The 25,883-nt window shown below is 68.7% G+C and carries 20 protein-coding genes; 8 read left to right on the top strand and 12 right to left on the bottom strand.

Features of this window, described 5'->3' with window-relative positions:
• Positions 1-137: 137 nt before the first annotated feature.
• Positions 138-1,088 carry a phosphatase PAP2 family protein gene (locus tag BSY19_RS10700; protein ID WP_069054155.1) on the bottom strand — a complete coding sequence of 317 codons (951 nt, stop codon included), beginning with the start codon at positions 1,086-1,088 and terminating at the stop codon, positions 138-140.
• A 117-nt stretch (positions 1,089-1,205) separates the two neighbouring features.
• Positions 1,206-2,351, bottom strand: coding sequence for an acetylornithine deacetylase (gene argE / locus BSY19_RS10695; protein ID WP_069056998.1), 1,146 nt, complete (start codon positions 2,349-2,351; stop codon positions 1,206-1,208).
• Positions 2,352-2,520: 169 nt separating this feature from the next.
• Here argE and BSY19_RS10690 point away from each other — a divergent pair, with 169 nt between their 5' ends.
• From BSY19_RS10690 to BSY19_RS10675, 4 genes are all read left to right on the top strand, one after another.
• Complete coding sequence (locus tag BSY19_RS10690; RefSeq protein WP_069054154.1) at positions 2,521-3,489, top strand: threonine ammonia-lyase; 969 nt, start codon at positions 2,521-2,523, stop codon at positions 3,487-3,489.
• 192 nt (positions 3,490-3,681) lie between these two features.
• Complete coding sequence (locus BSY19_RS10685; protein WP_069054153.1) at positions 3,682-4,071, top strand: cupin domain-containing protein; 390 nt, start codon at positions 3,682-3,684, stop codon at positions 4,069-4,071.
• Between the two features lie 72 nt (positions 4,072-4,143).
• A complete protein-coding gene (locus BSY19_RS10680) occupies positions 4,144-5,316 on the top strand; it encodes a M20 aminoacylase family protein (RefSeq protein WP_069054152.1) in 1,173 nt (390 codons plus the stop codon).
• 14 nt (positions 5,317-5,330) lie between these two features.
• Positions 5,331-6,440 carry an NAD(P)/FAD-dependent oxidoreductase gene (locus BSY19_RS10675; RefSeq protein ID WP_069054151.1) on the top strand — a complete coding sequence of 370 codons (1,110 nt, stop codon included), beginning with the start codon at positions 5,331-5,333 and terminating at the stop codon, positions 6,438-6,440.
• Positions 6,441-6,533: 93 nt separating this feature from the next.
• On the opposite strand, the gene eda is transcribed toward BSY19_RS10675, so the two are convergent.
• From eda to BSY19_RS10635, 8 genes are all read right to left on the bottom strand, one after another.
• A complete protein-coding gene (gene eda, locus BSY19_RS10670; RefSeq protein WP_069054150.1) occupies positions 6,534-7,178 on the bottom strand; it encodes a bifunctional 4-hydroxy-2-oxoglutarate aldolase/2-dehydro-3-deoxy-phosphogluconate aldolase in 645 nt (214 codons plus the stop codon).
• Positions 7,179-7,217: 39 nt separating this feature from the next.
• Positions 7,218-7,919, bottom strand: a complete 702-nt coding sequence (locus BSY19_RS10665; protein ID WP_069054149.1) for a 6-phosphogluconolactonase — start codon at positions 7,917-7,919, stop codon at positions 7,218-7,220.
• Complete coding sequence (gene zwf / locus BSY19_RS10660) at positions 7,919-9,421, bottom strand: glucose-6-phosphate dehydrogenase (protein WP_069054148.1); 1,503 nt, start codon at positions 9,419-9,421, stop codon at positions 7,919-7,921. Before zwf ends, BSY19_RS10665 begins: the two co-directional genes overlap by 1 nt.
• A 124-nt stretch (positions 9,422-9,545) precedes the next feature.
• Positions 9,546-10,298: an ABC transporter ATP-binding protein gene (locus BSY19_RS10655; protein ID WP_069054147.1), complete on the bottom strand. Its 753-nt coding sequence runs from the start codon at positions 10,296-10,298 to the stop codon at positions 9,546-9,548.
• Between the two features lie 118 nt (positions 10,299-10,416).
• Positions 10,417-11,283 carry an ABC transporter ATP-binding protein gene (locus tag BSY19_RS10650; RefSeq protein WP_069054146.1) on the bottom strand — a complete coding sequence of 289 codons (867 nt, stop codon included), beginning with the start codon at positions 11,281-11,283 and terminating at the stop codon, positions 10,417-10,419.
• Between the two features lie 5 nt (positions 11,284-11,288).
• The gene (gene nikC / locus BSY19_RS10645; RefSeq protein ID WP_069054145.1) at positions 11,289-12,179 is read right to left on the bottom strand and encodes a nickel transporter permease; all 891 of its coding nucleotides are present in this window, start codon (positions 12,177-12,179) and stop codon (positions 11,289-11,291) included.
• A 7-nt stretch (positions 12,180-12,186) separates the two neighbouring features.
• Positions 12,187-13,251 (bottom strand): ABC transporter permease, encoded by a 1,065-nt coding sequence (locus tag BSY19_RS10640; protein WP_083247528.1) that lies wholly within the window; start codon positions 13,249-13,251, stop codon positions 12,187-12,189.
• A gap of 109 nt (positions 13,252-13,360) precedes the next feature.
• Positions 13,361-14,977 carry an ABC transporter substrate-binding protein gene (locus BSY19_RS10635; protein WP_210184424.1) on the bottom strand — a complete coding sequence of 539 codons (1,617 nt, stop codon included), beginning with the start codon at positions 14,975-14,977 and terminating at the stop codon, positions 13,361-13,363.
• A gap of 231 nt (positions 14,978-15,208) precedes the next feature.
• On the opposite strand from BSY19_RS10635, the gene BSY19_RS10630 reads away from it, so the two are divergent.
• The 4 genes from BSY19_RS10630 (at position 15,209) to pobA (ending at position 23,286) form a co-directional block, all read left to right on the top strand.
• Entirely contained in the window at positions 15,209-18,601 is a 3,393-nt protein-coding gene (locus BSY19_RS10630; protein ID WP_069054143.1) for a transglutaminase family protein, read from the top strand.
• 9 nt (positions 18,602-18,610) lie between these two features.
• Positions 18,611-21,130, top strand: a complete 2,520-nt coding sequence (locus BSY19_RS10625; RefSeq protein ID WP_069054142.1) for a circularly permuted type 2 ATP-grasp protein — start codon at positions 18,611-18,613, stop codon at positions 21,128-21,130.
• Complete coding sequence (locus tag BSY19_RS10620) at positions 21,127-22,005, top strand: transglutaminase family protein (RefSeq protein ID WP_069054141.1); 879 nt, start codon at positions 21,127-21,129, stop codon at positions 22,003-22,005. Before BSY19_RS10625 ends, BSY19_RS10620 begins: the two co-directional genes overlap by 4 nt.
• Before the next feature lie 108 nt (positions 22,006-22,113).
• Positions 22,114-23,286, top strand: a complete 1,173-nt coding sequence (gene pobA, locus BSY19_RS10615; RefSeq protein WP_069054140.1) for a 4-hydroxybenzoate 3-monooxygenase — start codon at positions 22,114-22,116, stop codon at positions 23,284-23,286.
• A 3-nt stretch (positions 23,287-23,289) separates the two neighbouring features.
• Here the strand turns inward: pobA and BSY19_RS10610 are convergent, their stop codons facing one another.
• Positions 23,290-24,294 (bottom strand): BMP family protein, encoded by a 1,005-nt coding sequence (locus tag BSY19_RS10610; RefSeq protein WP_150129573.1) that lies wholly within the window; start codon positions 24,292-24,294, stop codon positions 23,290-23,292.
• A 110-nt stretch (positions 24,295-24,404) separates the two neighbouring features.
• Positions 24,405-25,850: an aldehyde dehydrogenase family protein gene (locus tag BSY19_RS10605; protein ID WP_069054139.1), complete on the bottom strand. Its 1,446-nt coding sequence runs from the start codon at positions 25,848-25,850 to the stop codon at positions 24,405-24,407.
• Positions 25,851-25,883 lie beyond the last annotated feature (33 nt).

Here is a 25,883-nt window from a genome sequence, read left to right as displayed (position 1 = left end):
CGCAGGCACCGTCGGCGCCCGAAAGAAGCGATGTTAGGGGCAGCTTGTGCGCGAGTCACGGGGGTGACGCGACTCAGGCGCATGGCATTTCCGCGCAACCTGCCGAAGTTATGGTCAGTTCGCGGCGGACCGCCGAGTCAGACGGCCGTGACGGGCGCCAGCGCCTGACAGGACGGGGCCGTGCGTTGACGCTCACGCGCCAGCAGCCACGCCGCCGCCGCCCAGGCCGCGACCGCCAGAGCGGCCCCCGCGATGACGTCGACGAGGTAGTGGCTTCCCTCGATCGGAATGGCGACCAGCATCAGCCCATTGAGCCCGACCCCGAACCAGCGCCAGTAGGGCGGCGCCGCCCAGAAGCCGAGCATCAGGAGGACGGCCGACACGGTGTGGAAGCTCGGGAAGGTGACGAGTCCCTGGGCGCCGTTCAGATCGACGAGCTTCATGCTGCCCTCGCGCAGGGCCTGGGCATGCTGGGCGAACTCGAGCGGCACGGCCAGGACGATGTTGGGATGGTCAGCCGGCGTGATGCCGAGATGGACCACGGGGCTCAGCGCGGGCAGCAGAGTCGCGATGGCGACCGTCACGATGGCCGCGAGCGCATAGCTCAACAGGAAGCGGTCGAGATGACGGTAGGCTCCGATCGCGGCGAGGACGATCGGCAGGAGCGCCGTCTGCGGCAGCATCGAGTGGTAGGCGAGGACCAGAACCTCGTGAACGGACGGATGGGCGTCGAGCACGGACAACCAGAAGCGCCAGTCGAAGCCCAGGGCCACGTCCATCGCCTGGAACCACTCGTCGCGCAGGGGCATGGCGAGGGATGTGCCGCTGTAGGACAGCGAGCCGACCATGAAGATCAGGAGCAGCAGTTCGGCCATCGCGCGGGTCAAGCGGGCGAGGCGCTCGTCGGGACGGCGCTGTGAATAGAAGGCTGAGATCGCCAGAAGGCTCGCGACCACGCCGAGGATGACGAGCAGGTCGCCTGCCTTCAGGCCCACGCCGGTCGCAGACCAGATCGCCAGGCTGAGCAGCGAGATCGCGCCGATGAGAGCCCACAGCGTCCGCGACGCTCTCCACCCGTCTCCCGCCATGCCGCAGCCCCTCCCCGATGGTGGAGAGCAGTGGCACGACTCTCTAAAAACTCCGTTGAGATCGGCACGGGGCGTTTCCCCGCGCGCGTCGCCGCGGGGGGACCGGAGCTGGCCCCCTCAGCGCGAAAGCTCGGCGATCAGCTTGCGCACGAACTGCGTGCCGGCATCGAGCTGCGCCACCGTGATGAACTCGTCGGGCTGATGGGCCTGGGCGATGTCGCCAGGGCCGCAGACCACGGTCGACCAGCCGGCGCGCTGGAACAGGCCGCCTTCCGTGCCATAGGCGACGACATGGCGGCCATTGTCGCCGGTCAGGCGGCGGCAGAGTTCCTCGGCCGCACCGTTCTCCTCGGGGCCCATCGCCGGGGTGTCGGAGGTGACGACGAAGTCGATGCCGGTTTCCGGCGCGATCGCCTGCATCTGCGCCTCCAGCGCGGCAACCTCGGCGCGGTAGCGCTGCTCGTAGGTCTCGAAGCTCTCACCAGGGATGCAGCGGACCTCATGGGTGAACATGCAGTGCTCGGCGGTGATGTTGACCGCCGTCCCCCCATTCACCACGCCGACATGGAGTGTCGTGTAGGGCGGCTCGAAACCGTTGCCCGGCGCGGTGCGGGCCTTGTTCTCGGCCATCACCTGGTTGTGCCAGTCGATCAGGCGCCCGGCGATCATCACGGCGGGAACACCGACATCGACGCGGCTCGAATGGACGGCATGGCCGCGCACCGTCGTCTTCATCCGCAGGCCGCCCTTGTGACCGGTGACGACCTGCATCATCGACGGCTCGCCAACGACGACGGCCGACGGCTTCAGACCCTCCTTGGCCATGGCGGCGATCATGACGCGTGCGCCCTGGCAGCCGACCTCCTCGTCGTAGGAGAGTGCGATGTGGACCGGCCGCTTCAGCGGTGCCGCCAGCATCTCCGGCACCAGCGCCAGCGCGATGGCGTCGAAGCCCTTCATGTCGCAGGTGCCGCGGCCGAAGAGCTTGCCGTCCCGCTCGGTCAGCGTCCAGGGATCGGAACTCCAGTCCTGGCCAGCGACGGGCACGACGTCGGTGTGACCGGAGAGGATGACGCCGCCCTCCACCTTCGGGCCGATCGTGGCGTAGAGATTGGCCTTGTCGCCCTCGGCATTGAACGCCAGCGTGCTCTCGACGCCGAGGCTCGCCAGATAGTCGCGGCAGAAGTGGATCAACTTGAGATTGCTGCGCTGGGATTCGGTGTTGAACGAAACCAGCCGGGCCAGCATCTCCTTCGGGGTCATCGTCACGCGGCGTCTCTCCAAAATGCGGCGCGAGGCAGGTTTCGTGCCGAGCCCGCCGGTAGGCCGAGCCTGATATATGTCCTAAGCCTCCAGCGAGCCGCTGCCAACGATCCGTTTCCGTCCATCGCCGCGCACCCCTATAACGGCAGCGGGACATGAGAGGCTCCGCATGCATTTCGACGTCACTCTGGCAGACATCCAGGCCGCCGCCGCGCGCATCGCCGGCAAGATCCGGCGTACGCCGACCTTCTACAGCGCCGGGCTTTCGGCGCGGCTGGGCGTCGAGACCGTCGTCAAGGTCGAGAGCCTGCAGCTCGGCGGCTCCTTCAAGGTGCGCGGCTGCTTCAACAAGCTGATGGGGCTGAGCGAGGCCGAGCGCGCGCGTGGCGTCGTCACCGTCTCGGGCGGCAATCACGCCATCGCGGTGGCGCTGGTCGCCAAGACGATGGGCTGCCGCGCGCTGGTGCTGATGCCGCAGAACGCGGCCGCCTTCAATGTCGAGATGGCGCGCGGTCTCGGGGCCGAGATCGAGCTCTGCGCGGATTCAATCGAAGCCTTCGCGAAGGCCGAGGATTATGCCGCCCAGGGCATGACCAACGTCCATTCCTATGACGATCCGGCGATCATCGCCGGACATGGCTCGCTCGGGCTTGAGATGAACAACGATGCCGGCGGGCGGCTCGACCACGTCTTCATCTCGATCGGCGGCGGCGGCTTCGCGGCCGGCGTCGGCGCGGCGATGAAAGGGCTCGACCCGGCCCTGCGCATCCATGGCGTCGAAACCGAGGGCGCGACCGCGATGACGCAGGCGCTGGCGGCCGGCAAGCCGGTGCCGATCCGCCCGACCTCGATCGCGCGCACGCTGGGCGCCCCCTTCGCGACGGAGCGGACAATGGCGGCCGCCCGGCAGTTCCTGGAGGACATCGTGATCGTGCCCGACGCCGAGGCGGTGCGCGAGATCACCTGGGTGCTGCAGAACGGGCGCGTGCTGCTGGAGCCGGCGGCCTCCTGCGTCGTCGCCGCCGCGCTGGCGCGCAAGGCGCTGTTCCAGCCGGGCGAGCGCGTCGGCCTCGTGCTCTGCGGCTCGAATGTCGCGCTCGACGACATCGCCGCCTGGCGGACGCAGTTCGGGGTTTGAAGCCGCGGCCCTGTGGCCCGGCCCCTCCTCTGCGGCGGCGGCAAGACGGGATGTGCCGCGGGCGCGCGTCAGGGTCGCAGCGCCCGCGCTTGACGCTGCCCCGCGTTCGGGCTTGTGGAAAGAGGTGTCGCGCCTGACCGATGAGGCGGGGGGCCGCAGCGGCGGGCGCGGACAGAAGCGGAGGCATGCCCCATGACGATCCTCGACCACAAGACGCAGCCGCAGGACAAATGGCGCGACGGCGTCATGACCGAGATGCGGGTCTCGGCCCTGGTCCAGAGCAAGCAGCTCTGCATCTTCGAGCAGTTCTGCGAGCCTGGCCTGGGCGCGCCGATGCATCTGCACGCGGTCGAGGAGGTGCTCGAGGTAATGGGCGGCACGGCCGAGATCTATCTGCGCGACCAGACGATGGTCGTCACCGCCAACCAGTCCGTTTTGGTGCCGGCGGGCGCCCGCCACGGCTTCAAGAACATCGGCACCGACACGCTGCATGTGCGCGCGACGCTGGCGGCGGCGATCTTCGAGGCGTCCTATGACGACCGCAACGAATTGTCGCGCCGCTACGTTCCCGCCGACGCCTGATCAGCGCCGCAGAGCCCTGCCGATCCCGCGATCCGCCGCCGGCGGATCGGTTTCGCCCTTTTCGAGGTCACGATGCCCAAAGCCGAACTCATTGCCGCCCTTCACCCCGAGCTCACTGCGATCCGCCGCGACCTGCACCGCCACCCCGAACTGATGTACGACGTGCACCGCACGGCCGGCGTCGTCGCGCAGAAGCTGACGGAATGGGGCGTGGACGAGGTCGTGGCCGGCATCGGCCAGACCGGCGTCGTCGGCGTCATCAAGGGCCGCAACCAGGGCTCCGGCAAGGTGATCGCGATGCGGGCCGACATGGACGCGCTGCCGATCCACGAGGAAACCAATCTCGAGCACCGCTCGACCGTGCCGGGCAAGATGCACGCCTGCGGCCATGACGGCCACACCGCCATGCTGCTGGGCGCCGCCAAGTACCTCGCCGAGACGCGCGATTTCGACGGGACCGCGGTGGTGATCTTCCAGCCTGCGGAGGAAGGCGGCGCCGGCGCCAAGGCGATGATCGAGGACGGGCTGATGACCCGCTTCGGCATCCAGGAAGTCTACGGCATGCACAACAAGCCGGGCCTGGCCGTCGGCCAGTTCGACGTGCGCAAGGGCCCGACCATGGCTGCCGCCGACCGCATCCACATCAAGATCGAGGGCAAGGGCGGGCATGCCGCGGCCCCGCACCGGGTCAACGACCCGATCGTCGCCGCCTGCCAGCTGGTGACGGCGCTGCAGACGATTTCCTCGCGCAATGCCGACCCGCTCGACTCGATCGTCGTCTCCGTGACCGCGATCAATGCGGGTGAGGCCTTCAACGTCATCCCGCAGACCGTCGAGCTCAAGGGCTCGGTGCGGACGCTGACGCCGCAGATGCGCGAGCTCGCCGAGAAGCGCATCAAGGAGGTGACCGCCGGCATCATGGGTGCCTTCGGCATGAGCGTCGTCTGCGACTATCTCCACGGTTACCCGGTGACCTTCAACCATGCGGAGCAGGCCGAGTTCGTGGTCGGCACGATCGAGGCCGCCTTCGGCGAGGGCAAGGTCGACACGACCGTGCCGCCGACGATGGGCTCGGAGGATTTCTCCTACATGCTCGAGGAGCGCCCCGGCGCCTTCATCAACATCGGCAATGGCGACTCGGCCGGCCTGCACCACCCGGCCTATGAGTTCAACGACGAGGTCATCCCGGTCGGCGTGACCTACTGGGCGAATCTCGTCGAGACCGCGATGCCGAACCGGGCCTGAGGGACGGATCTCCCATGCATGACATCGACTGTCTGGTGATCGGGGCCGGCGTCGTCGGCCTCGCGACAGCGCGGGCGCTGGCGCTCGCCGGGCGCGAGGTCGTCATCGCGGAAGCCGCCGAGGGCATCGGCACGCAGACCTCGGCGCGCAACAGCGAGGTCATCCATGCGGGAATCTATTATCCGCCGGGCTCGCTGAAGGCGAAGGTCTGCGTCGAGGGCCGCAAGCGGCTTTACGCCTATCTCCGCGAGCGCGGCCTGCCCCACAAGGCCTGCGGCAAGCTGATCGTCGCCACCAGTGCCGCGCAGAAGCCGGCGCTGGAGACGATCATGGCCCGCGCCCAGGCCTCCGGCGTCGACAGCCTGCGCTGGCTCGACGCCGCGGAGGCCAAGGCGAGGGAACCGGAGGTGCGCTGCGAGATCGCGCTACTCTCGCCGGAGACCGGCGTGGTCGACAGCCATGCCTTCATGCTGTCGCTGCTCGGCGAATGCGAGGCGGCGGGTGGTTCGCTGGCGCTCAACACGCCGATCGCCGGATGGCGTCGCGAGGCCGAGGGCTTCAGCGTCGATTTCGGCGGCGAGGAGCCTGCGACCTATTCGGTGAAGACCATCGTCAATTCGGCCGGCCATGGCGCGCCGAAACTGCTCGGCACGCTGGAGGGGTTCCCGCCCGAACATGTGCCGGTTCAGCACTACGCCAAGGGCAATTATTTCGCGCTGCTCGGCAAGCAGCCCTTCTCGCATCTGGTCTATCCCGTGCCCGAGGCGGCGGGCCTGGGCATCCACGCCACGATCGACATGGGCGGGCGGGTCAAGTTCGGCCCCGATGTCGAATGGGTCCAGCACGATCAGGACCTCGTCGTCGATCCGCAGCGGGCCGAGAAGTTCTACGCCGCGATCCGGACCTATTGGCCGGCCCTGCCTGACGGCGCGCTCGTCGCCGATTATGCCGGCATCCGCCCGAAGCTGCATGATTCGACGCAGCCGATGCCCGATTTCCGCATCGACGGGCCGCAGATCCATGGGGTGCCGGACCTGGTCAATCTGCTGGGCATCGAGAGCCCGGGGCTGACGAGTTCGCTGGCGATCGCGGAGATGGTGGTGGAGCGGCTGGCGGCAGGTTGACCGTCATTGCGAGCGAAGCGAAGCGAAGCAATCCAGAAAGGCTCGCTCGACGCCCCCTGGATTGCTTCGCTCCGCTCGCAATGACGGGAAGACTCAGCCCCGCAACGCCCTGAAGGCCGCGCTGGCCTCTTTCGCCAGCTGCGTCACGCGCGTCCAGTCGCCCGATGCGATGGCGTCCGCCGGCACCAGCCAGGAGCCGCCGACGCAGATGACCTGCGGCAGGGCGAGGTAGCTCCCGAGGTTGTTCAGGCCGACGCCACCGGTCGGGCAGAAACGCATCTGCGGGAACGGGCCCGAGAGCGCCTTGAGCGCGGGCGGGCCGCCCGCTGTTTCCGCAGGGAAGAACTTCGCGACAGTGCGGCCGGCGGCGACCGCGCGCATGCAGTCCGACGCGGTGGCGACGCCCGGCAGCCAGGGCAGCCCGGCCGCCTTCAGCGCCTCGTCGACCGCCTCGCTGAAGCCGGGGCTGACCACGGCTTTCGCGCCGGCATCCTTGACCTGCTGGACCTGCGCCGGCGTGACGACCGTGCCGGCGACCGGCAGCGCGCCCGGCACCGATCTGGCGATGGCCTCCAGCGCGGCCAGCCCGGCCGGGCGGCGCAGCGTGACCTCGACGACGTCGATGCCGCCGGCGACGAGCGCATGCGCCAGGTCGATGGCGCGCGAGGCGTCCTCGATCACCACGACGGGAATCACGCCACAGGCTTCGAGGCGGGCAATCGCGGCGGTCTCGTCCATGGTCGGCGTCTTTCAATCGTTTGAACGGCTGCGCGCGGTCTACTCTTTCGCCCAGTAGACGTCGAGGCCCTGCGGGCGGTCGAGGAGGATGTCGACGGGCAGCGGAGCGGGGCGGCCCAGGGCGGCCTTCAGCACGGCCTCCTTCTCGCGGCCCGAGACCAGCAGGCTCGCCCAGCCCGCGCCTGCGAGACGCGCGGGCGACAGGGAGAGACGCGGCGGCAGGCCGGGCGGCGTGGCGATGCAGATGCCGCTGTCGGGCATGGCGGAGAAACGTTCCTCCTTGCCGGGAAACAGCGAGGCGATGTGGCCGTCGGTGCCCATGCCGCTGACGACGAGATCCAGCGGCGGCTGGCTCGCGAGTTCGGAGGCGAGCGCGGCGGCGGCCGCCTCGATGTCTTGGCCACGGCCATGGAAGGACAGGAACCCGACCCGCCCCTCGCGCAACGGCGCGAATTGCCCGCGGATCATGTGCTCGTTCGAGGCCGGATCGTCGGCGGTGACGAAGCGCTCGTCGGTCGGCAGCAGCGTGACCTTGTCCCAGGCCAGATCGCGGGTGCCGAGCGCCGCGAGGAAGCGGGCCGGCGTCGTGCCGCCGGGGACAGCGAGCGAAGCCCTGCCCTGCCCCGCCAGCAGCGCGCGCAACCGGATGGCGACGGCCTCCGCCAGCGCCTCCGAGGCGTCGGCCAGGGTCGCGAAGCGGTGCCAGGCGACGGGACCAAGGGGAGGTAGGCTTGGCTGCATCACTCGAAGTCCGGATCGGCCCAGGAGCGGCCTTCGCGCTCGATCAGCCCGATCGCCTGCGAGGGCCCCCAGGAGCCGGCGGCGTAGCGATGCGGGTGGGGAGCGTATTCCTGCCAGCCGGCGATGATCGGATCGACCCAGCGCCAGGCCTGCTCGACCTCGTCGCGATGCATGAACAGCGTCTGGTCGCCACGGATGACGTCCGTCAGCAGGCGCTCATAGGCATCGGGCGTGCGCTCGTCGAAGGCGGTGGAATAGCGCAGGTCGAGCTGGCGCGGCACGATCTTGAGCCGGCCCGAGCCCGGCACCTTCATCATCAGCTGGAGTTGGACGCCGTCATTGGGCTGCAGGCGGATCAGCAGGCGGTTGGCGTAGAGCTTGTCGCAGGAGCCGCCGCCGAAGATCGAATGCGGCACCGGCTTGAAGGTGACGACGATCTCCGAATAGCGCTGCGCCATGCGCTTGCCGGTGCGCAGATAGATCGGCACGCCGGCCCAGCGCCAGTTGTCGAGTTCGCAGCGGATGGCGACGAAGGTCTCGGTGTTGCTGAGATGGCCGAGTTCGTCGGCATAGGCGCGCACGCGCTGGCCGTCGATCTGGCCGGTGCCATACTGGCCGCGCACCGTATAGCGCTCGACATCGGGCCCGACGATCGGCCGCAGCGCCTTGAGCACCTTGATCTTCTCGTCGCGCACGGCGCCGGCCTCGAGCAGATTGGGCGGCTCGATCGCGAAGAGGGTGAGCAGCTGCATGAGATGGTTCTGGACCATGTCGCGCATCTGCCCGGCCTTGTCGTAATAGCCGGCGCGGGCTTCCAGGCCGACCGTTTCGGCCACCGTGATCTGGACATGGTCGATGTCGCGGCCGGTCCAGGAGCGCTCGAACAGCGTGTTGGCGAAGCGAAGCACCAGGAGGTTCTGGACCGTTTCCTTGCCGAGGTAATGGTCGATCCGGTAGGTGCGGTCCTCCGGCAGGATGCGCGCGACGGCGTCGTTGATCTCGCGCGCCGAGGCGAGGTCGCGGCCCAGCGGCTTCTCGAGAATGACGCGCGAGGTCGGCGTCAGGATGTCGGCGGCGGCGAGATTCTCGCAGATCGGGATGAAGAGGTCCGGCGGTGTCGAGAGGTAGAACGAGCGCACGCGACCATCGTCGCCGAGCGCCGTCTTGAGCGCCTTGTAGGTCTCCGGCTTCACCGCATCGAGCAGCACGATGGTCAGGCGCTGCTGAAAGGCGTGGATATGGTCCGGGGTGAGCCCCTCCTCCTTCAGCCGCTTGGCGATCTGCTTGGGCAGCCCATCGACATCCTCCTGCTTTCGGACGATGCAGAGGATGCGGCTCTCACCCGGCAGGACACCTTCGCGGCTGCGCTGCGCCAAAGCCGGGAACAGCTTGCGCATGGCGAGATCGCCGCCCGCGCCGAAGATCACCAGGTCGAAAGCCGGAACCGGCGTGCGCTCGGGAATGGTTTCAGGCCGCAGGATGCGGCCGGCAATATCGTCCATCGTTCAGTCATCTCCGTGCCCGTCCGCGAATCCGGCGCAGGGTCCATCTGGACGGCGGGCTTGCGACGAGAATGAGACCAAGCGCGGCGATTGCCAAACGCTCAGATCACAACGCGGCCGGCCGTCAATCGCGGCGGAAGCCCTCGCTGGCGGTCAGCAATTGCCGGGCATAGTCCGTCTGCGGGCTGCGGGCGGCGAGCGTCTGCGCCGTCATCTCCTCGACGCCGCGGCCGAACTGCATGACGAGCAGCCGCTCGCACATATGCGCGACGACCGCGAGATCGTGGCTGACGAGGATGTAGGTCAGCTTGCGCTCGTGGCGCAGTGCCTGCAGCAGGTTCAGCACCTCGGCCTGGATCGAGACGTCGAGCGCCGAGGTCGGCTCGTCGAGCAGCAGGATCGAGGGCTCAAGCACGAGCGCGCGCGCGATGGCGACGCGCTGGCGCTGGCCGCCGGAGAGCTGGTGCGGATAGCGGAAACGGAAGGAGGCGGGCAGGCCGACCTCCGACATCGCCCGCCCGATCCGCCTTTCGGCGTCGCCGATGCCATGGATGGCGAGCGGCTCGGCCAGCGTGTCGTCGACCGTCTTCTTGGGATGGAGCGAGCCGTAGGGGTCCTGGAAGACCATCTGCACGGCGCGATAGAAGGCCTTGTCGCGGATCTTCGGCTGGGCATGCCCGGTGATCTCGACGGTGCCGCTCCAGTCGCGGTTCAACCCCGAGAGCACGCGCAGCACGGTCGACTTGCCCGAGCCGGACTCGCCGACGATGCCATAGCTCTCGCCGGAGGCGACCGAGAAAGAGAGGTCCTTCACGACATGGGAATCGCCGAAGGAGACGTTGAGGTTTTCGACGCGGATGGCGGGTTGAGGGGTCATGACAGATGCCTCGTCGTCATTGCGAGCGCAGCGAAGCAATCCAGGGGGCGTCGGGCTCTACGAAGCTGGATTGCTTCGCTGCGCTCGCAATGACGGACAGAGCTCAATTGCAAAGCCCTCATGCCAGCCATGCCGGGTCGCGGGTGAGCGTGGCGAGTTCGGCCTTGGGATGGTCGAGATCGGGCAGGCAGCCGAGCAGGCCGAGCGTGTAGGGATGGCGCCGGGCGCGGGCGGATTCGTCGGCGAGTTCGGCGGCCGGCAGCGTCTCCATCGCCTTGCCGCCATACATGACGATGACGCGGTCGCAGAAGGACTGCACCAGATGCAGGTCGTGGCTGATGAAGATCAGCCCCATGCCGCGCTGGGTGACCAGATCGTCGAGGATCTTCAGGATCTGCAGCTGAACGGTGACGTCGAGCGCCGAAGTCGGCTCGTCGGCGATCAGGATGTCGGGCTCGGCGATCAGCATCATCGCGATCATCACGCGCTGGCCCATGCCGCCCGAGACCTCGTGCGGATAGAGTTCGTAGACGCGCGCCGGCTCGCGGATCTGCACCTGCTCCAGCATGGACAGCGAGCGTTCCCTGGCCTCGCGGGCGCTCGCCTTGTGATGGACGCGATAGGCTTCGGCTATCTGGTCGCCGACGGTACGGACCGGGTTGAGCGAGAATTTCGGGTCCTGCATCACCATCGAGATGCGGCGGCCGCGCAGCTTGCGGCGCTCGCGCTTGTCCATGGCCAGGAGATCCTGCCCGCGGAAGATCATGCGGTCGGCCGTGACGATGCCGGGCGGCGGGATCAGGTCGAGGATGGCGCGGCCGGTCATCGACTTGCCCGAGCCGGATTCGCCGACGATGCCGAGCCGCTCGCGGCCGAGCGTGAAGGACAGGCCGCGCACGGCGTGGACGATGCCGGTCGGCGTGTGGAAATCGACGCGCAGATTGTCGAGTTCGAGGAGGGGTTGATCCTTGATGCTCTCGTTCATGGCGCTCACCTCGCATCCATGACGTCGCGCAGGCCGTCGCCGAGCAGGTTGAAGCCGAGCGCGACGATGCAGATGGCGATGCCGGGGAAGGTCGCGACCCACCACTGGTCGAAGATCTGCTCGCGGCCGGCCGAGATCATCGCGCCCCATTCGGGGATCGGCGGCTGCGCACCCAGCCCGAGGAAGCCGAGTCCGGCGGCGATGAGGATGACGCCCGCCATGTCGAGCGTGGTGCGCACGATCAGCGAGGGCAGGCAGAGCGGCACGACATGCTTCAAGACGATGCGCCATTGCGAGGCGCCCTGCAGGCGGATCGCGGCGATGTAGTCCTGCTGGCGGATGATCAGCGTCTCGGCGCGGGCGACGCGGGCATAAGGCGGCCAGGCGGTGATGGCGATGGCGATGACCGCGTTCTCCAGGCCGGGGCCGAGCGCCGCGACGAAGGCCAGCGCCAGCACCAGCCGGGGAAAGGCCAGGAAGACGTCGGTCATGCGCATCAGCGCCCGGTCGACCCAGCCGCCGAGATAGCCCGATGTCGCGCCGATCAGCAGGCCGATCGGCCCGACCGAGACGACGACGAGCAGCACGATCACCAGCGTGACGCGGGTGCCGTAGACGATGCGGCTGAAGATGTCGCGGCCGAGCGAATCCGTGCCGAAGACATTGGTGCCCGAGGGCGGCAGCAGCCGGCGGTCGAGATTCTGCGCCAGCGGATCGGCGGTGGCGATCAGCGGCGCGAAGGCCGCGACCAGCAGCAGCGCGACGATGATGCACAGCCCGACCATGGCGAGCGGGTTGCGCCGGAAGGCGAGCCATTTCCTGTACATCTGCCCGAGCCGCGCCTGGCGGCGGGAGGACGGGGAATCCGTGAGGAGATAGTCGGTCCAGGTGGTCATGGCGGCCTCAGCGCGTGCGCGGATCGACCAGCCGGCCGAGGATGTCGGACAGCAGGTTGACGCCGATGAAGACCGCCCCGATCACCAGCGTGCCGCCCAGCACCGCGTTCATGTCGGCGTTGAGGAGCGAGTTGGTGAGGTAGCGGCCGAGGCCGGGCCAGGCGAAGATCGTCTCGGTCAGCACCGAGCCCTCGAGCAGGTGCATGTAGGAGACGGCGATGACCGTCACCAGCGGCACGAAGGCGTTGTGCATGGCGTGGCGCCAGACCACGCGGAACTCGGACAGCCCCTTCACCCGCGCGGCGATGACGTATTGCTGCTGCAGCTCGGTGATCATGAAGCTGCGGGTCATGCGGCTGATATAGGCCACGCTGAGGATGCCGAGCACGGAAGCCGGCAGGACGAGATGGGACCAGGCGTCGCGCACCGCCTCCCAGTCGCCCTCGAGGGCCGCGTCGATCATCAGGATGCCGGTGACCGGCGTGATCAGGTCCTGGAAGGCGACGCCGGCGCGGCCGGGCCCGCCGACCCAGCCGAGCTTGGCGTAAAACAGCAGCAGCCCCATAAGGCCGAGCCAGAAGACGGGAATCGAATAGCCGAACAGGCCGATGATGCGGGCGACCTGGTCGGGCCAGCGGCCCTGATAGACGGCGGCGACGACGCCGAGCGGAATGCCGAGCAGGCAGCCGATCAGCGTGCCGAGCGTCGCCAGTTCCAGCGTCGCCGGAAAGACGCGCTTGATGTCGTCGACGACGGTGTTGGAGGTCAGAACAGAGCGGCCGAGATCGCCGGTGAAGACCTTGCCGACATAAATCGCGAACTGCTGCCAGAGCGGCTTGTCGAGGCCGAGCTCGATGCGGGCGGCCTCGTAGGTTTCGGGCCGGGCATTGTCGCCGACGACCGCCAGCACCGGGTCGATCGGGATGACGCGGGCGATGAAGAAGGTGATCAGCAAGAGGCCGAAGATGGTGATGGCCACGGTGACGAGTTCGCGCGAGGCGATCTTCGCCCAGCGCCCTGCCGTTTCGCCCCATGAGCGCCTGCGAACCGGGCTTTCCACCACGCTCGTCATGCCAGCTTCATTCCATCTCTGGGACCGGGACCGGCCCTGCCGGGCCGTCCGGAAGCAAAAGCCCCGCCGCGGCCGGGATAGGCCGGGGCGGGGCTCGTTGCCGCGAAACTCAGTTCTTCGAGATCGGCGCGTAGAAGTTGGTGTCCGAGCTCGGGCCGATGACCCAGCCCTTGACGCCCTTGCGGTCCGCCGAAACCTCGACCTGCTGGAACATGATGACGAAGGGCGAGACCTTCTGGTGCTCGCGCTGCAGGGTGCCATAGACGGCCGCGCGCTTGGCGGCCTCCGTCTCCAGCACGTTGGCCTGCGTGGTCTTGGTCATCTCGGGGATGTCCCAGGCGTTGCGCCAGGCCAGCGTCTTCGACTTCGCGTCCTCGCCATTGTTCTCGTTGATGGCGAAGGTCTCGGCATTGGTGTGCGGGTCGAGATAGTCCGGGCCCCACTGGCCGATATAGATGTCGTGGGTGCGGGCACGATACTTGGTCAGGGTCTGCTTGCCGTCGCCGGGGAGCAGCTCGAGCTTGATGCCGGCCTGGGCCCAGTTCGCCTGGATCGCCTGGGCGATGTCGGTGATCGGGCTGACCGAGCGGACGTCCATCGTGACCGTGAAGCCGTTGGGCAGGCCGGCCTTGGCGAGCAGTTCCTTGGCCTTGGCGGGATCGAAGGTATAGGGCTTGTCGTCGATCGCGCCGAGGAAGCCCTTGGGCAGGAAGGACTGGTGCGACTTGTAGGTGCCCTCGACGATGTTGCGCTCGATCGAGGCGTAGTCGACCAGATACTTCAGCGCCTCGCGCACCTCCGGCTTGGCGAAGTTCGGGTTCTTCGTGTTCAGGCCGAGATAGAGGATGTATCCCTTGTCGCCCTGGACGAGCTCGACGTCCTTGTTGGCCTTGACCGCCGTAAGCTGGTCCTTCGAGAGGTTGCGGGCGATGTCGATGTCGCCCTTCTCAAGCAGCAGGCGCTGCGAGGCCGGCTCGGCGACATGGCGCACGACGATGCGCTTGTTCTTCGGCGCGCCCTTGTACCAGGCCTCGTTGGCGTCGAGCGTGTACTGCTCGTTGGGACGATAGGCGCGGACCTTGTAGGCGCCGGAGCCGGCCGAGTTCTGCTTCAGCCAGCCATTGCCCCAGTCGCCGTCCTTCTCATTGGCCTTGACCAGCTTGCTGTCGACGATCGAGGCGACGCCCGAGGTCAGGCAGTTGAGGAAGAAGGTCGGCGCGAAGGGCTTGGAGACGGTGATGACGAGGGTGGAGTCGTCGGTCGCCTTCACCTTCTCGGTGACGTTGTCCTTGGTGAAGCCGAACTGGGCCAGGATGAAGCCGGGCGACTTGTTCAGCGTCACGGCGCGCTGGAAGGAATAGACCACGTCGGCCGCCGTCAGCGCGTTGCCGGAGTGAAACTTCACGCCGGGGCGCAGCTTGAAGGTATAGGTCAGGTTGTCGGGCGTAACGCTCCAGCTCTGGGCGAGTTCGGGAACGAGCTCGTTGTTCTTGGCGAGGTCGACGCCCATCAGCTTGTCGTAGAGGTTGGTGACGACCTCGACGCCGGAGAATTCGAAGGCCTCGGCGGGATCGAGCGAGATGATGTCGTCGATCTGCTTGGCCATCACCACCGTGTCCTTCGGGGTCTGGGCCAGGGCCACGGTGGTCTGGGCGGTCGTCGCCAGCAAGGCTGTGAAGGCCGACGCCATCATCAATTTCGCAACGTGACGCATCGCATTCCCCATCGGTTCGGATTGGCGGCCGCCCTGCGGCCATTGGTATGAATGTGGAACCAGTTGGCGGCTTCTGTCCAGCAGGACGAGGCCCGTGTCCAGATGTGACTGCACAGTTCTTGTGCATCGATCTGGACAGGATCGGGCAATGCGTCGCGAGTTGCGGCTTTGCGCGCCCTCCCCGCCTCGCTAACGTGAAGTGCTCCGGCGCCAGCCGGCCCATGACAAGCAGGTGCCCAGCCCTTGGCCATCATCGCCGCGCTCCACCACGTCACGCATTACCGCTATGATCGGCCGGTCACGCTCGGACCCCAGATCATCCGCCTGCGCCCCGCGCCGCATTGCCGGGCGGCGATCAACAGCTATGCGCTGAAGGTCACCCCTGCCGAGCATTTCGTGAACTGGCAGCAGGACCCCAGCGGCAACTGGCTGGCGCGCTATGTCTTCCCGGAGCCGGTGCGGGAGTTCCGCATCGAGGTCGATCTCGTCACCGAGCTGTCGATCATCAATCCCTTCGACTTCTTCGTCGAGACCGATGCCGAGACCTTCCCCTTCGCCTATCCGGAGGAATTGCGAGCCGAGCTCGCGCCCTATCTGGTGACGGAGCCGGCCGGCCCGCTGCTCACCGAGTTCCTCGCCACGATTTCGCGGGAGCCCACCAACACCGTCAATTTCGTCGTCGACCTGAACGCGCGCCTCGCCGGTGCCATCGCCTATGGCATCCGCATGGAGCCCGGCGTCCAGGAGCCGGAGCACACGCTCGGCATCAAGTCCGGCTCCTGCCGCGACACGAGCTGGCTCCTGGTGCAGATCCTGCGGCATCTCGGGCTCGCGGCCCGGTTCGTCTCCGGCTACCTGATCCAGATGAAGGCGGATATCGACCCGCTCGAGGGCCCGCGCGGCACGGACAAGGACTTCACCGACCTGCATGCCTGGGCCGAGGTCTACATTCCCGGCGCCGGCTGGATCGGGCTCGACCCGACCTCGGGCCTGCTGACCGGCGAGGGCCATCTGCCGCTGGCGGCGACGCCGCATTACCGTTCGGCGGCCCCGGTCTCGGGCCTGGCGAGCTATGCCGAGACGAGTTTCGACTTCGAGATGAGCGTGGCGCGCGTGCACGAGGTGCCGCGGATCACCCTGCCCTTCTCGGATGAATCCTGGCAGCGGCTCGATGCGCTGGGCGAGCAGGTCGAGGCCGATCTCCAGGCCGGCGATGTGCGGCTCACCATGGGTGGCGAGCCGACCTTCGTTTCCGTCGACGACCAGACCGGCGAGGAGTGGAACATCGCCGCCGTCGGGCCGACCAAGCGGCAGCGGGCGGACGTGCTGATCCGGCGCCTGCGCGAGCGCTTCGCGCCGGGTGGGATGCTGCATTACGGCCAGGGCAAATGGTATCCGGGCGAGAGCCTGCCGCGCTGGGCCTTCGCGCTCTACTGGCGAGCCGATGGCGAGCCGATCTGGCGCGATGCATCGCTGATCGCCCGCGAGCCGGGCGCGCCGACGGGGCAGGACCGCGAGCTGGAGGCCAGCGCGACGATGGCCGAGGCGGAAGCGCTGGCGGAGGGACTGTCGGACAAGCTCGGGCTGGGCGCCGACTATGTCGTGCCGGCCTATGAGGACACCGGATACTGGCTCCTGAAGGAGGCGCAGCTTCCCGACAATGTCGATCCGCTCGACCCGCGACTCGCCGATCCGGAGGAGCGCGCGCGGATGCAGCAGGTCTTCCAGCTCGGCCTGGGCAAGCCGCGCGGCTATGTCATTCCCGTCCAGCGCTGGCAGAGTCAGGCGGGCGACAAGCGCTGGCGCTCGGAGAAATGGAAGCTGCGCCGGGGCAGGCTCTTCCTGGTCCCGGGCGATTCGCCGGTGGGCTATCGCCTGCCGCTCGGCTCCCTGCCCGTGGTGCCGAAGGCCGCATATCCGCACATCCACCCGCAGGACCCGATGGAGGCCCGCCCGCCGCTGCCGCGCGCGGCCGGAGGCTTCGGCCCGGCCGCGGACCCGCCGGCGCCCGAGGCGCCGATCCAGGTGGAGGCGCCCTTCCCCCACCAGATGTCGCGCTCGGTCGAGGCCAGCGGCGCCAGCGCCCAGGACCGCACCGAGCAGGAGATCGGCGGCGAGCATGTGCGCACCGCCATCAGCCTGGAGATTCGCGACAAGGTGCTGTGTGTCTTCCTGCCGCCGGTGGAGCGGCTGGAGGACTATCTCGACCTCGTCGCCAGCGTCGAGGCCGTGGCGCGCGAGCGCAACCAGCCTGTCCATATCGAGGGTTACGCGCCGCCGCATGATCCGCGACTGAACGTCGTCAAGGTCACGCCCGACCCGGGCGTCATCGAGGTCAACATCCACCCGGCCCGCAACTGGCGCGAGGCGGTCGAGATCACCCGCGGGGTCTATGAGGAGGCGCGGCAGTCGCGGCTCTGCGCCGAGAAGTTCATGGTCGACGGGCGCCACACCGGCACCGGCGGCGGCAACCATGTCGTGCTCGGCGGCGTCACCCCGCCGGATTCACCCTTCCTGCGGCGGCCGGACCTGCTCAAGAGCCTCGTGCTCTACTGGAACCGGCACCCGTCCCTGTCCTACCTGTTCTCGGGCCTGTTCATCGGCCCGACGAGCCAGGCACCGCGCATCGACGAGGCGCGGCACGACGCGCTCTACGAGCTCGAGATCGCACTGGCGAACATCCCCGGCCCCGGTGCGCCCGCGATCCCGCTCTGGCTGGTCGACCGGCTGCTGCGCAATCTCCTGGTCGACGTCTCCGGCAACACCCATCGCAGCGAGATCTGCATCGACAAGCTCTATTCGCCGGACGGGCCGACGGGGCGGCTCGGGCTGATCGAGTTCCGCGGCTTCGAGATGCCGCCGGATGCGCGGATGAGCCTGGCGCAGCAACTGCTGGTGCGGGCGCTGATCGCGTGGTTCTGGCGCGAGCCGCAGACCGGTCCGCTGGTGCGCTGGGGCACGGCGCTGCACGACCGCTTCATGCTGCCCGAGATGGTCTGGCAGGATTTCCGCGAGGTGCTCGCCGATCTCGGTCGCGCCGGCTACGCCTTCGACCCGGTCTGGTTCGAGGCGCAGGCCGAGTTCCGCTTTCCCTTCTTTGGCAAGGTCGAGCATGGCGGCGTCGAGATCGAGATCCGCCAGGCGCTGGAACCCTGGCACGTCATGGGCGAGGAGGGCGCGATCGGCGGCACCGTGCGCTATGTCGATTCCTCGGTCGAGCGGCTCCAGGTCAAGGCGAAGGGGCTGGTGCCCGGGCGGCACCTCGTCACCTGCAATGGCCGCCGCCTGCCGATGACGCCCGCCGGCCCGGCTGGCGACAGCGTCGCGGCCGTGCGCTTCAAGGCCTGGCAGCCGGCGTCCGGCCTGCACCCGACGATTCCCGTCCACGCGCCACTGACCTTCGACATCGTCGACACCTGGGTCGGGCGCTCGCTCGGCGGCTGCGTCTATCACGTCGCCCATCCCGGCGGTCGCAATTATGAGACTCCGCCTGTGAATTCCTACGAGGCGGAGGCGCGGCGGCTCGCACGTTTCGAAGCGATCGGCCATACTCCCGGCGCGCTGGCGATTCCGCCCGAAGAGCGCAACGCCGAATTCCCGCTGACCCTGGATTTGCGGCGCCCGGCCGGAGTGTAGACCCAAGCGATGGCATTGCAGCGCCGATCCCCCTCCGCGCGCGTGAGGACAGAGCGGCGCAACGCTCTGCTGGCGGAATATCGCCCTCTGCCCGGCGTCTATGACGAGATCGTCGGTGCGGACGGGCAGGTGCGCCCGCAATGGGAGCCCTTCCTCAGCGAGTGGTGCGCCCTGTCGCCGGACGAGCTGAACCAGCGCTTCGGCCTGGCCGACCGGCATGTCCACGACACCGGCGTGTCCTACCGGGTGCATGGCGACATCGACCCGCGCGACCCGACCGCGGGCGAGCGGGCCTGGCCGCTCAGCCATGTGCCGCTGGTGATCACCGGGGCTGAGTGGCAGACGATCGCGGCCGGCGTGGCCCAGCGGGCGCAGCTCCTAAGCACGCTGCTCGACGACATCTACGGCCCGGGCGACATGATCGCCAACGGCCTGCTGCCGGCCTCCGTGGTCACCGGCAGCCCGGACTATCTGCGGCCGCTGCAGGGTGCGCCCGGCGGTGGGATGCTGCAGCTCTACGCCGCCGATCTCGGGCGTGGACCGGACGGACGCTGGTGGGTCCTGCAGGACCGCACCCAGGCGCCTTCGGGCACGGGCTATGCGCTGGAAAACCGGCTCGCCCTCTCGCGCGCCTTCCCCGACATGTTCCGGACGATGAACATCGAGCGGCTCGCCGCCTTCTTCCAGGGGTTCCGCGCCGGGCTCGTCGCCCGCTCCAAGCGCGTCGAGCCGCGCATCTGCCTGCTGACGCCGGGGCCGCTGAACGAGAGCTATTTCGAGCAAACCTATCTGGCGCGCTATCTCGGCTTCCTGCTGGTCGAGGGCGGCGACCTCGTCATGCGCGAGGGGCGCGTGCATGTGCGCACGATCGCCGGGCTGAAGCGGGCCGACGTCGTCTGGCGGCGCATCGACGGGGATTTCGCCGACCCGCTCGAGCTCAACGCCTCCTCTGCGCTCGGTGTCGCCGGGCTGGTCCAGGCGGTGCGCAAGGGTTCCGTGCATGTCGCCAACGGGCTGGGCTCGGGCGTCGTCGAGGCGCGCGCGCTGATGGGTTTCCTGCCTGCGCTGGGCGAGCGGCTTCTCGGCGAGGCCATGATCCTGCCGAATGTCGCGACCTGGTGGTGCGGCCAGCCGCGCGAACGGGCGGTGGTGCTCGAGCGCTTCGACGAGATGAGCATCGCGCCGGCCTTCCGCAGCGCCGGCGGCGGGCTCGATGCCGGCCCCGTCGTCGTGGCCGATCTGCCGGCCGCCGAGAAGGCGGCACTGCGCCGCCGGATCGAGGCGCGCGGCATGGATTATGTCGGGCAGGAGGTGGTGCGGCTCTCGACCACGCCGGTCTTCCAGAACGGCCGGCTGCAGCCGCGACCGATGACGCTGCGTGTCTTTGCCGCCGCGACGCCGGATGGCTGGAAGGTCATGCCCGGCGGCTTCTGCCGCATCTCCGACGAGCGTGACGCGCGGGCGGTGAGCATGCGCAGCGGCGTGCGCTCCAGCGACGTCTGGGTGACGTCCGACGCGCCGGTCGACCAGGTCTCGCTGCTGCCGGCCCCGGACCGCATCACCATCCGCCGCGTCACGGGAACGCTGCCGAGCCGCGCGGCCGACAACCTGTTCTGGCTCGGGCGCTATCTGGAGCGGACGGAGGCGACGCTGCGCCTGGTGCGCGCGCTGCTCGGCCGGCTGATCGACACCGACGCCGCGCAGGGCCGCAACGAAACACTGAAGCGCCTCGCCAATCTGCTGGTGGCCTGGGGCGCGTCACCCGGCGGGCGCGGCCAGACCCCGGCCGGCCAGGCCTCGGCCGCCCTGCATGCGCTGGACGAGTATGGCTCCGCGATCGCGACGGTGCGCGAGGCGCGGCGAACCGCCTCCGTCATCCGCGAGCGGCTCTCGGTCGACGCCTGGCGGCTGTTCGGCGACATGCAGGACCAGCTCACCCTCGCGGAGGGGCGAAAGCCCAGCGAGGGCGAGGCCTACGAGATCGCCGACCGGGCGCTGAAGTCGCTCGCCGCCTTCTCGGGGCTCAGCCAGGAGAACATGGTGCGCGGGCCCGGGTGGCGCTTCCTCGACATCGGGCGACGGCTCGAGCGCGGCATCGCGACCTGCCGCTTCGCCCGCCATTTCGCCGAGACCAACGCGCCCAGCGACGCGCTCGACGCGCTGCTCGACCTGACGGATTCGCAGATCACCTACCGCTCGCGCTATCTGCTCGGCGCCAGCCTGCAGCCGGTGCTCGATCTGGTGATGCTCGATCCCTACAATCCCCGCTCCGTCGCCTTCCAGATCGACCGGCTCGACACCGAGATCCGGGATCTGCCGTCGCTGACCGAGGACGGGATGCTGGAAGCGCCGCGCCGCCTGATCCTCAAGCTCGCCGCCGAATGCCGGACGGCGGAGGCCGCGCGCCTCGACCGGGCCGGCATCCTGCTGTTCGAGCAATTGCTGATGGGCGTCTCCAACGCCATCGCCGACCGCTACTTCCTCCAGAACAGCGGTCCGGAAGGCTCCCGCCTGACAGGCATCGCGTGATCTACGACGTCCGCCACATCACGACCTACGCCTATAGCCGCTCGGTCCCCTTCGCCCGCTGCATCCTGCGGCTGCAGCCGCGCGACGATGGCGGGCAGAGCGTCCACAGCAGCGAACTCGGCGTGACCCCGCGTCCGGCCGAGCGCGACGACGGCATCTGCTTCTTCGGCAACCGGATGACGACGCTGACGATCTCGAAGCCGCATCGCGAGCTGAAGGTCGAGATGCGGGCGCGCGTCGAGGTGAGGCGCACGCCGCCCCCCTTCCCCGGCCTGACCCGCAACTGGGAGAATGTCGGCGCCCTGGCGCTGGCCTCCGCCAGCCTGGCCCCGGACTCGCCCGCACATCACCTCTATCCGAGCCGGCTGGTGCCGCCGGTCGCCGCCGTGACCGACTATGCGCGGGCCAGCTTTCCGGCGCTGCGGCCGGTGCTGGAGGCCGCGACCGAGCTGATGAGACGCATCCGTGCCGACTTCACCTATGATCCGGAGGCGACCGAGGTCTCGACGCCGCTGGAGGAAGCCTTTCGCCAGCGGCACGGCGTCTGCCAGGATTTCGCGCATGTGATGATCGCCGGGCTGCGCGGGCTCGGCCTGCCGGCGGCCTATGTCAGCGGGTACATCCGCACCGTGCCGCCGCCCGGCGAGAAGCGGCTCGAGGGCGCCGACGCCAGCCATGCCTGGGTGATGCTCTGGTGCGGGCCGGAGACAGGCTGGATCGGCCTCGACCCGACCAACGACCTGATCGTCGCCGACGACCATATCGTCACCGCCTTCGGCCGCGACTATGCCGACGTCTCCCCGCTCGATGGGGTCGTGATCGGGCCCGGCTCGCAGAAGATCGGCGTGGCGGTGGACGTCATCCCCATCGGCTGACCGGCTGCGGCCATCCGGCCCAGGTCAGAGACACTTTTCTTTTGTTAGTTGCCATGGCAACTTGTTTCCCGCGCAGCCGCCAGCAGGGTCGGCGCAGGGAGGATTTTCGTGCGAACCCAGGTCGCCATCATCGGAGCCGGCCCATCGGGGCTGCTGCTCGGCCAGCTTCTCCATCAGGCCGGCGTCGACAGCGTCATCCTCGAACGCAAGAGCCCCGATTACGTTCTCTCCCGAATCAGGGCCGGCGTCCTCGAACAGGGGACGGTCGGCCTGCTCGACCAGGCCGGCGCGAGCGCGCGGCTGCATGCCGAGGGGTTGGTGCATGACGGCTTCGACCTGCTCTTCGGGGAGCAGCGCCACCGCATCGCGCTCGATGCGCTGACCGGCGGCAAGCATGTTACCGTGTACGGGCAGACCGAGGTGACGCGCGACCTGATGGAGCAGCGTCTGGCGCAGAACGGCGTCACCGTCTACGAGGCCGACGACGTGACCCTGCACGGCTTCGACGGCACCAGTCCCTATGTCACCTATCTCGAGAACGGCATCCCGCGGCGGATCGACTGCGATGTCATCGTCGGCTGCGACGGCTATCACGGGGTCTCGCGCGCCAGCATCCCGGCCAGCGCGCTGCGCATCTTCGAGCGGGTCTACCCGTTCGGCTGGCTCGGCATCCTCGCCGACGTGCCGCCGGTCTCCGACGAACTGATCTATGCCCGCGGGGCGCGCGGCTTCGCGCTGTGCTCGATGCGCTCGGCCACGCGCAGCCGCTACTATGTCCAGTGCGGGACCGACGAGCGGGTCGATTCCTGGTCGGACCAGCGCTTCTGGGACGAGCTGCGCCGAAGGCTCGACCCCGAAACGGCGGAATCCCTGACGACCGGCCCCTCGATCGAGAAGTCGATCGCGCCGCTGCGCTCCTTCGTGGCCGAGCCGCTGCGCTTCGGCCGGCTGTTCCTGGCCGGCGACGCCGCCCACATCGTGCCGCCGACGGGCGCGAAGGGCCTCAACCTCGCCGCCAGCGACGTGCATTACCTGTTCGAGGCGCTGCGCGAGTTCTTCCTCGACCGCTCGGAGGCCGGCATCGACGCCTATTCGCAGACAGCGCTGGCGCGGGTCTGGAAGGCCGAGCGCTTCTCCTGGTGGCTGACCTCGCTGATGCACCTCTTCCCCGAGCAGAGCCCGTTCGAGCAGCGCATGCAGCAGGCCGAACTCGACTACCTCGTCTCCTCGCAGCACGCGATGGCGGCGCTGGCGGAGAACTATGTCGGGCTGCCGTATTGAGCCTCAGGCGGGCGTCGGGAACTCCGAGCCCGCCCATTCGACGGGGACCTTCAGCGAGCCGGCGACGATGGCGCTGGCCGCCGCCTCGATCCGGCCGCGGATCTCGCCCGGGACCGACGGTGCCATGACGAGGCGCACGGCCTCGGGCGCCTGCAGGCCGAGATGCTTGATCTCGCCGGCGGCGAACTTGCCGGCGGTGAAGTCGCTGACCGCATCGAACAGGGCGCGGCCGGAATCGGCGAAGGCGGAGGCGATGAAGACGTCCGGCGCGATTGCGGTCCAGTCGCCGACATTGCCGATCTGCTTGATGCCACGCTCGCGGCAGGCCACGGTCACGCCGTCGCGCCCGGCATTCAGCATGGTGAAGATCACCTGCGCGTCCTTGGCGATCATGGCGCGGGCGACCTTTTCCGACAGGGCGTTGTCGTCCTGGTTGCCGGAGAAATTGGTGAGCAGGATCACCTTGGGATCGGCATGGGCGACACCGGCGGCATAGGCGGCGCGGCCCTTCAGGCCCGGCGTCACGCGGATGCCGGACATGTGGCCGACGACGCCGGTGCGGGTCGTCAAAGCGGCGAGCATGCCGGCGAGGAAGGCCGACTGCTCCTGCAGCACCTCGTAGCTCGCGAGGTTGGTTCCGGTGACGTTGCCCTGGGTCACGGCGAAACGCACCGCCGGAAACTCGGCCGCGACCGCCTTGGCGGCCGCGTTGTTCTGGCCGCCATGGGCGATGACGAGATCGGGCCCGGCGGCGGCGAGTTCGCGCAAGGCGGCGCTGAGATCCTCCAGTTTTGGCTGGACGCCCTGTTTGAAGGCGATCGAGACGCCGAGGCGCGCTTCGGCCAGCTTCAGCCCGTCATAGCCCGCCTGCATGAAGCCCCGGTCGTCGATGCGCCCGGCAAAGAGCGCGGCGATCTTTTTCGGAGCCTGCGCCCGCCCGAGAGTCGGCAGGGACGTGGCCGCAATCAGGGCGAGCGCGGTGCGGCGGTTCGGACGAAGCAGGGTCATCGTGGTGGGGTCCCTCCGGTTGTTATCTGCCGGAAGCAAAGACCGAGCCGTTCCGTAACGCAATGTCGATGGCACGGACGGCCCTGGCGGCCGTCCGTGCCGATGTCGCCTCAGGCCAGCGTGTAGGCCGTCTTCACCGTGGTGTAGAACTCCTTGGCGTAGGCGCCCTGCTCGCGGGGGCCGTAGCTCGAGCCCTTCCGGCCGCCGAAGGGCACGTGGTAGTCGACGCCCGCGGTGGCGAGGTTGACCATCACCATGCCGGCCTCGGCATTGCGCCGGAAATGCGCCGCGTGCTTCAGCGAGGTCGTGCAGATGCCCGAGGACAGGCCGAACTCGGTGTCGTTGGCGACGCTGAGCGCCTCCTCATAGTCCTTGACGCGGATGATGTTGGCGACGGGGCCGAAGACCTCCTCGCGCGAGATCCGCATCGCGTTCGTCGTCTGCGTGAACAGCGCCGGCTGGAGGTAGAAGCCGGGGGTCTCGCGGTTCAGCAGTTCGCCGCCCCAGACCAGCTTGCCGCCCTCGTCCTTGGCGATCTGGATGTATTTCAGGTCCTGGTCGAGCTGGCTCTGGTCGACGACCGGGCCGATATGGGTGCCGGCCTTGAGCGCATCGTCGACGACGACGCCCTTCAGCCGCTCGATGCAGGCCTCGACGAAGCGGTCATGGATGCCGGACTGGACGATCAGGCGCGAGGACGCCGTGCAGCGCTGGCCGGTGGAGAAGAAGGCGCCGGTGACGGCGGCCTCCACCGCGACCTTGAGGTCAGCGTCGTCGAGCACGACGAGCGGGTTCTTGCCGCCCATCTCGAGCTGGACCTTCTTCATCGGCGAGGAGGCGATGCAGGCCTCGGCGACCTTGCGGCCGGTCGAAACCGAGCCGGTGAAGGAGATGGCGTGGACGTCCTTGTGCTGCAGCAGCGCCTGGCCGACGACCGAGCCGCGGCCCATGACGAGGTTGAGCACGCCCTTGGGCAGGCCGGCGCGCTGGAGGATGTCGACCAGCGCCCAGGCCGAGCCCGGCACCAGATCGGCCGGCTTGATCACGACGCAGTTGCCGTAGGCGAGCGCGGGAGCGATCTTCCAGGCGGGGATCGCGATCGGGAAGTTCCAGGGCGTGATCATGCCGACGATGCCGACCGGCTCGCGGGTGATCTCGACGCCAACACCCGGACGCACCGAGGGCAGCGCCTCGCCGGTCAGGCGCAGGCATTCGCCGGCGAAGAAGGCGAAGATCTGGCCGGCGCGGCCGGCCTCGCCGATGCCCTCGGCCAGGGTCTTGCCCTCCTCGCGCGAGAGCAGGCGACCGAGTTCCTCCTTGCGGGCGAGGATCTCGTCGGAGGCCTTCTTCAGGATCTCGTAGCGCTCCTGCGGGCCGGAGCGGCTCCAGGCTGGAAAGGCGGCCTTGGCGGCGGCGACGGCGTCGTTGAGCTGCTCGACCGTGCCCTGCGCATATTCGCCGACGATGTCGTTGGTGTTGGAGGGGTTGATGTTGCGCGAAGCATTCGTGCCGCCGGCCCATTCGCCGGCAATCAGGTTCTTGAACATCTCGGTCATCAATGGCCTCCCACGGCGTTTTGTGTTCGCCGG

This window comes from Bosea sp. RAC05, from assembly GCF_001713455.1.
In the GTDB taxonomy this organism is placed as follows: domain Bacteria; phylum Pseudomonadota; class Alphaproteobacteria; order Rhizobiales; family Beijerinckiaceae; genus Allobosea.
Note: the sequence above shows the minus strand (reverse complement) of the source record. Positions and strands in the feature narration are given on the sequence as shown.

What these genes read in the sequence shown, in the direction of transcription:
- BSY19_RS10700 (WP_069054155.1), bottom strand. Translation starts at nt 1,088, where the DNA reads ATGGCGGGAGACGGGTGGAGAGCGTCGCGGACGCTGTGGGCTCTCATC.
- argE (WP_069056998.1), bottom strand. Translation starts at nt 2,351, where the DNA reads ATGACCCCGAAGGAGATGCTGGCCCGGCTGGTTTCGTTCAACACCGAA.
- BSY19_RS10690 (WP_069054154.1), top strand. Translation starts at nt 2,521, where the DNA reads ATGCATTTCGACGTCACTCTGGCAGACATCCAGGCCGCCGCCGCGCGC.
- BSY19_RS10685 (WP_069054153.1), top strand. Translation starts at nt 3,682, where the DNA reads ATGACGATCCTCGACCACAAGACGCAGCCGCAGGACAAATGGCGCGAC.
- BSY19_RS10680 (WP_069054152.1), top strand. Translation starts at nt 4,144, where the DNA reads ATGCCCAAAGCCGAACTCATTGCCGCCCTTCACCCCGAGCTCACTGCG.
- BSY19_RS10675 (WP_069054151.1), top strand. Translation starts at nt 5,331, where the DNA reads ATGCATGACATCGACTGTCTGGTGATCGGGGCCGGCGTCGTCGGCCTC.
- eda (WP_069054150.1), bottom strand. Translation starts at nt 7,178, where the DNA reads ATGGACGAGACCGCCGCGATTGCCCGCCTCGAAGCCTGTGGCGTGATT.
- BSY19_RS10665 (WP_069054149.1), bottom strand. Translation starts at nt 7,919, where the DNA reads ATGCAGCCAAGCCTACCTCCCCTTGGTCCCGTCGCCTGGCACCGCTTC.
- zwf (WP_069054148.1), bottom strand. Translation starts at nt 9,421, where the DNA reads ATGGACGATATTGCCGGCCGCATCCTGCGGCCTGAAACCATTCCCGAG.
- BSY19_RS10655 (WP_069054147.1), bottom strand. Translation starts at nt 10,298, where the DNA reads ATGACCCCTCAACCCGCCATCCGCGTCGAAAACCTCAACGTCTCCTTC.
- BSY19_RS10650 (WP_069054146.1), bottom strand. Translation starts at nt 11,283, where the DNA reads ATGAACGAGAGCATCAAGGATCAACCCCTCCTCGAACTCGACAATCTG.
- nikC (WP_069054145.1), bottom strand. Translation starts at nt 12,179, where the DNA reads ATGACCACCTGGACCGACTATCTCCTCACGGATTCCCCGTCCTCCCGC.
- BSY19_RS10640 (WP_083247528.1), bottom strand. Translation starts at nt 13,251, where the DNA reads ATGACGAGCGTGGTGGAAAGCCCGGTTCGCAGGCGCTCATGGGGCGAA.
- BSY19_RS10635 (WP_210184424.1), bottom strand. Translation starts at nt 14,977, where the DNA reads ATGGGGAATGCGATGCGTCACGTTGCGAAATTGATGATGGCGTCGGCC.
- BSY19_RS10625 (WP_069054142.1), top strand. Translation starts at nt 18,611, where the DNA reads ATGGCATTGCAGCGCCGATCCCCCTCCGCGCGCGTGAGGACAGAGCGG.
- BSY19_RS10610 (WP_150129573.1), bottom strand. Translation starts at nt 24,294, where the DNA reads ATGACCCTGCTTCGTCCGAACCGCCGCACCGCGCTCGCCCTGATTGCG.
- BSY19_RS10605 (WP_069054139.1), bottom strand. Translation starts at nt 25,850, where the DNA reads ATGACCGAGATGTTCAAGAACCTGATTGCCGGCGAATGGGCCGGCGGC.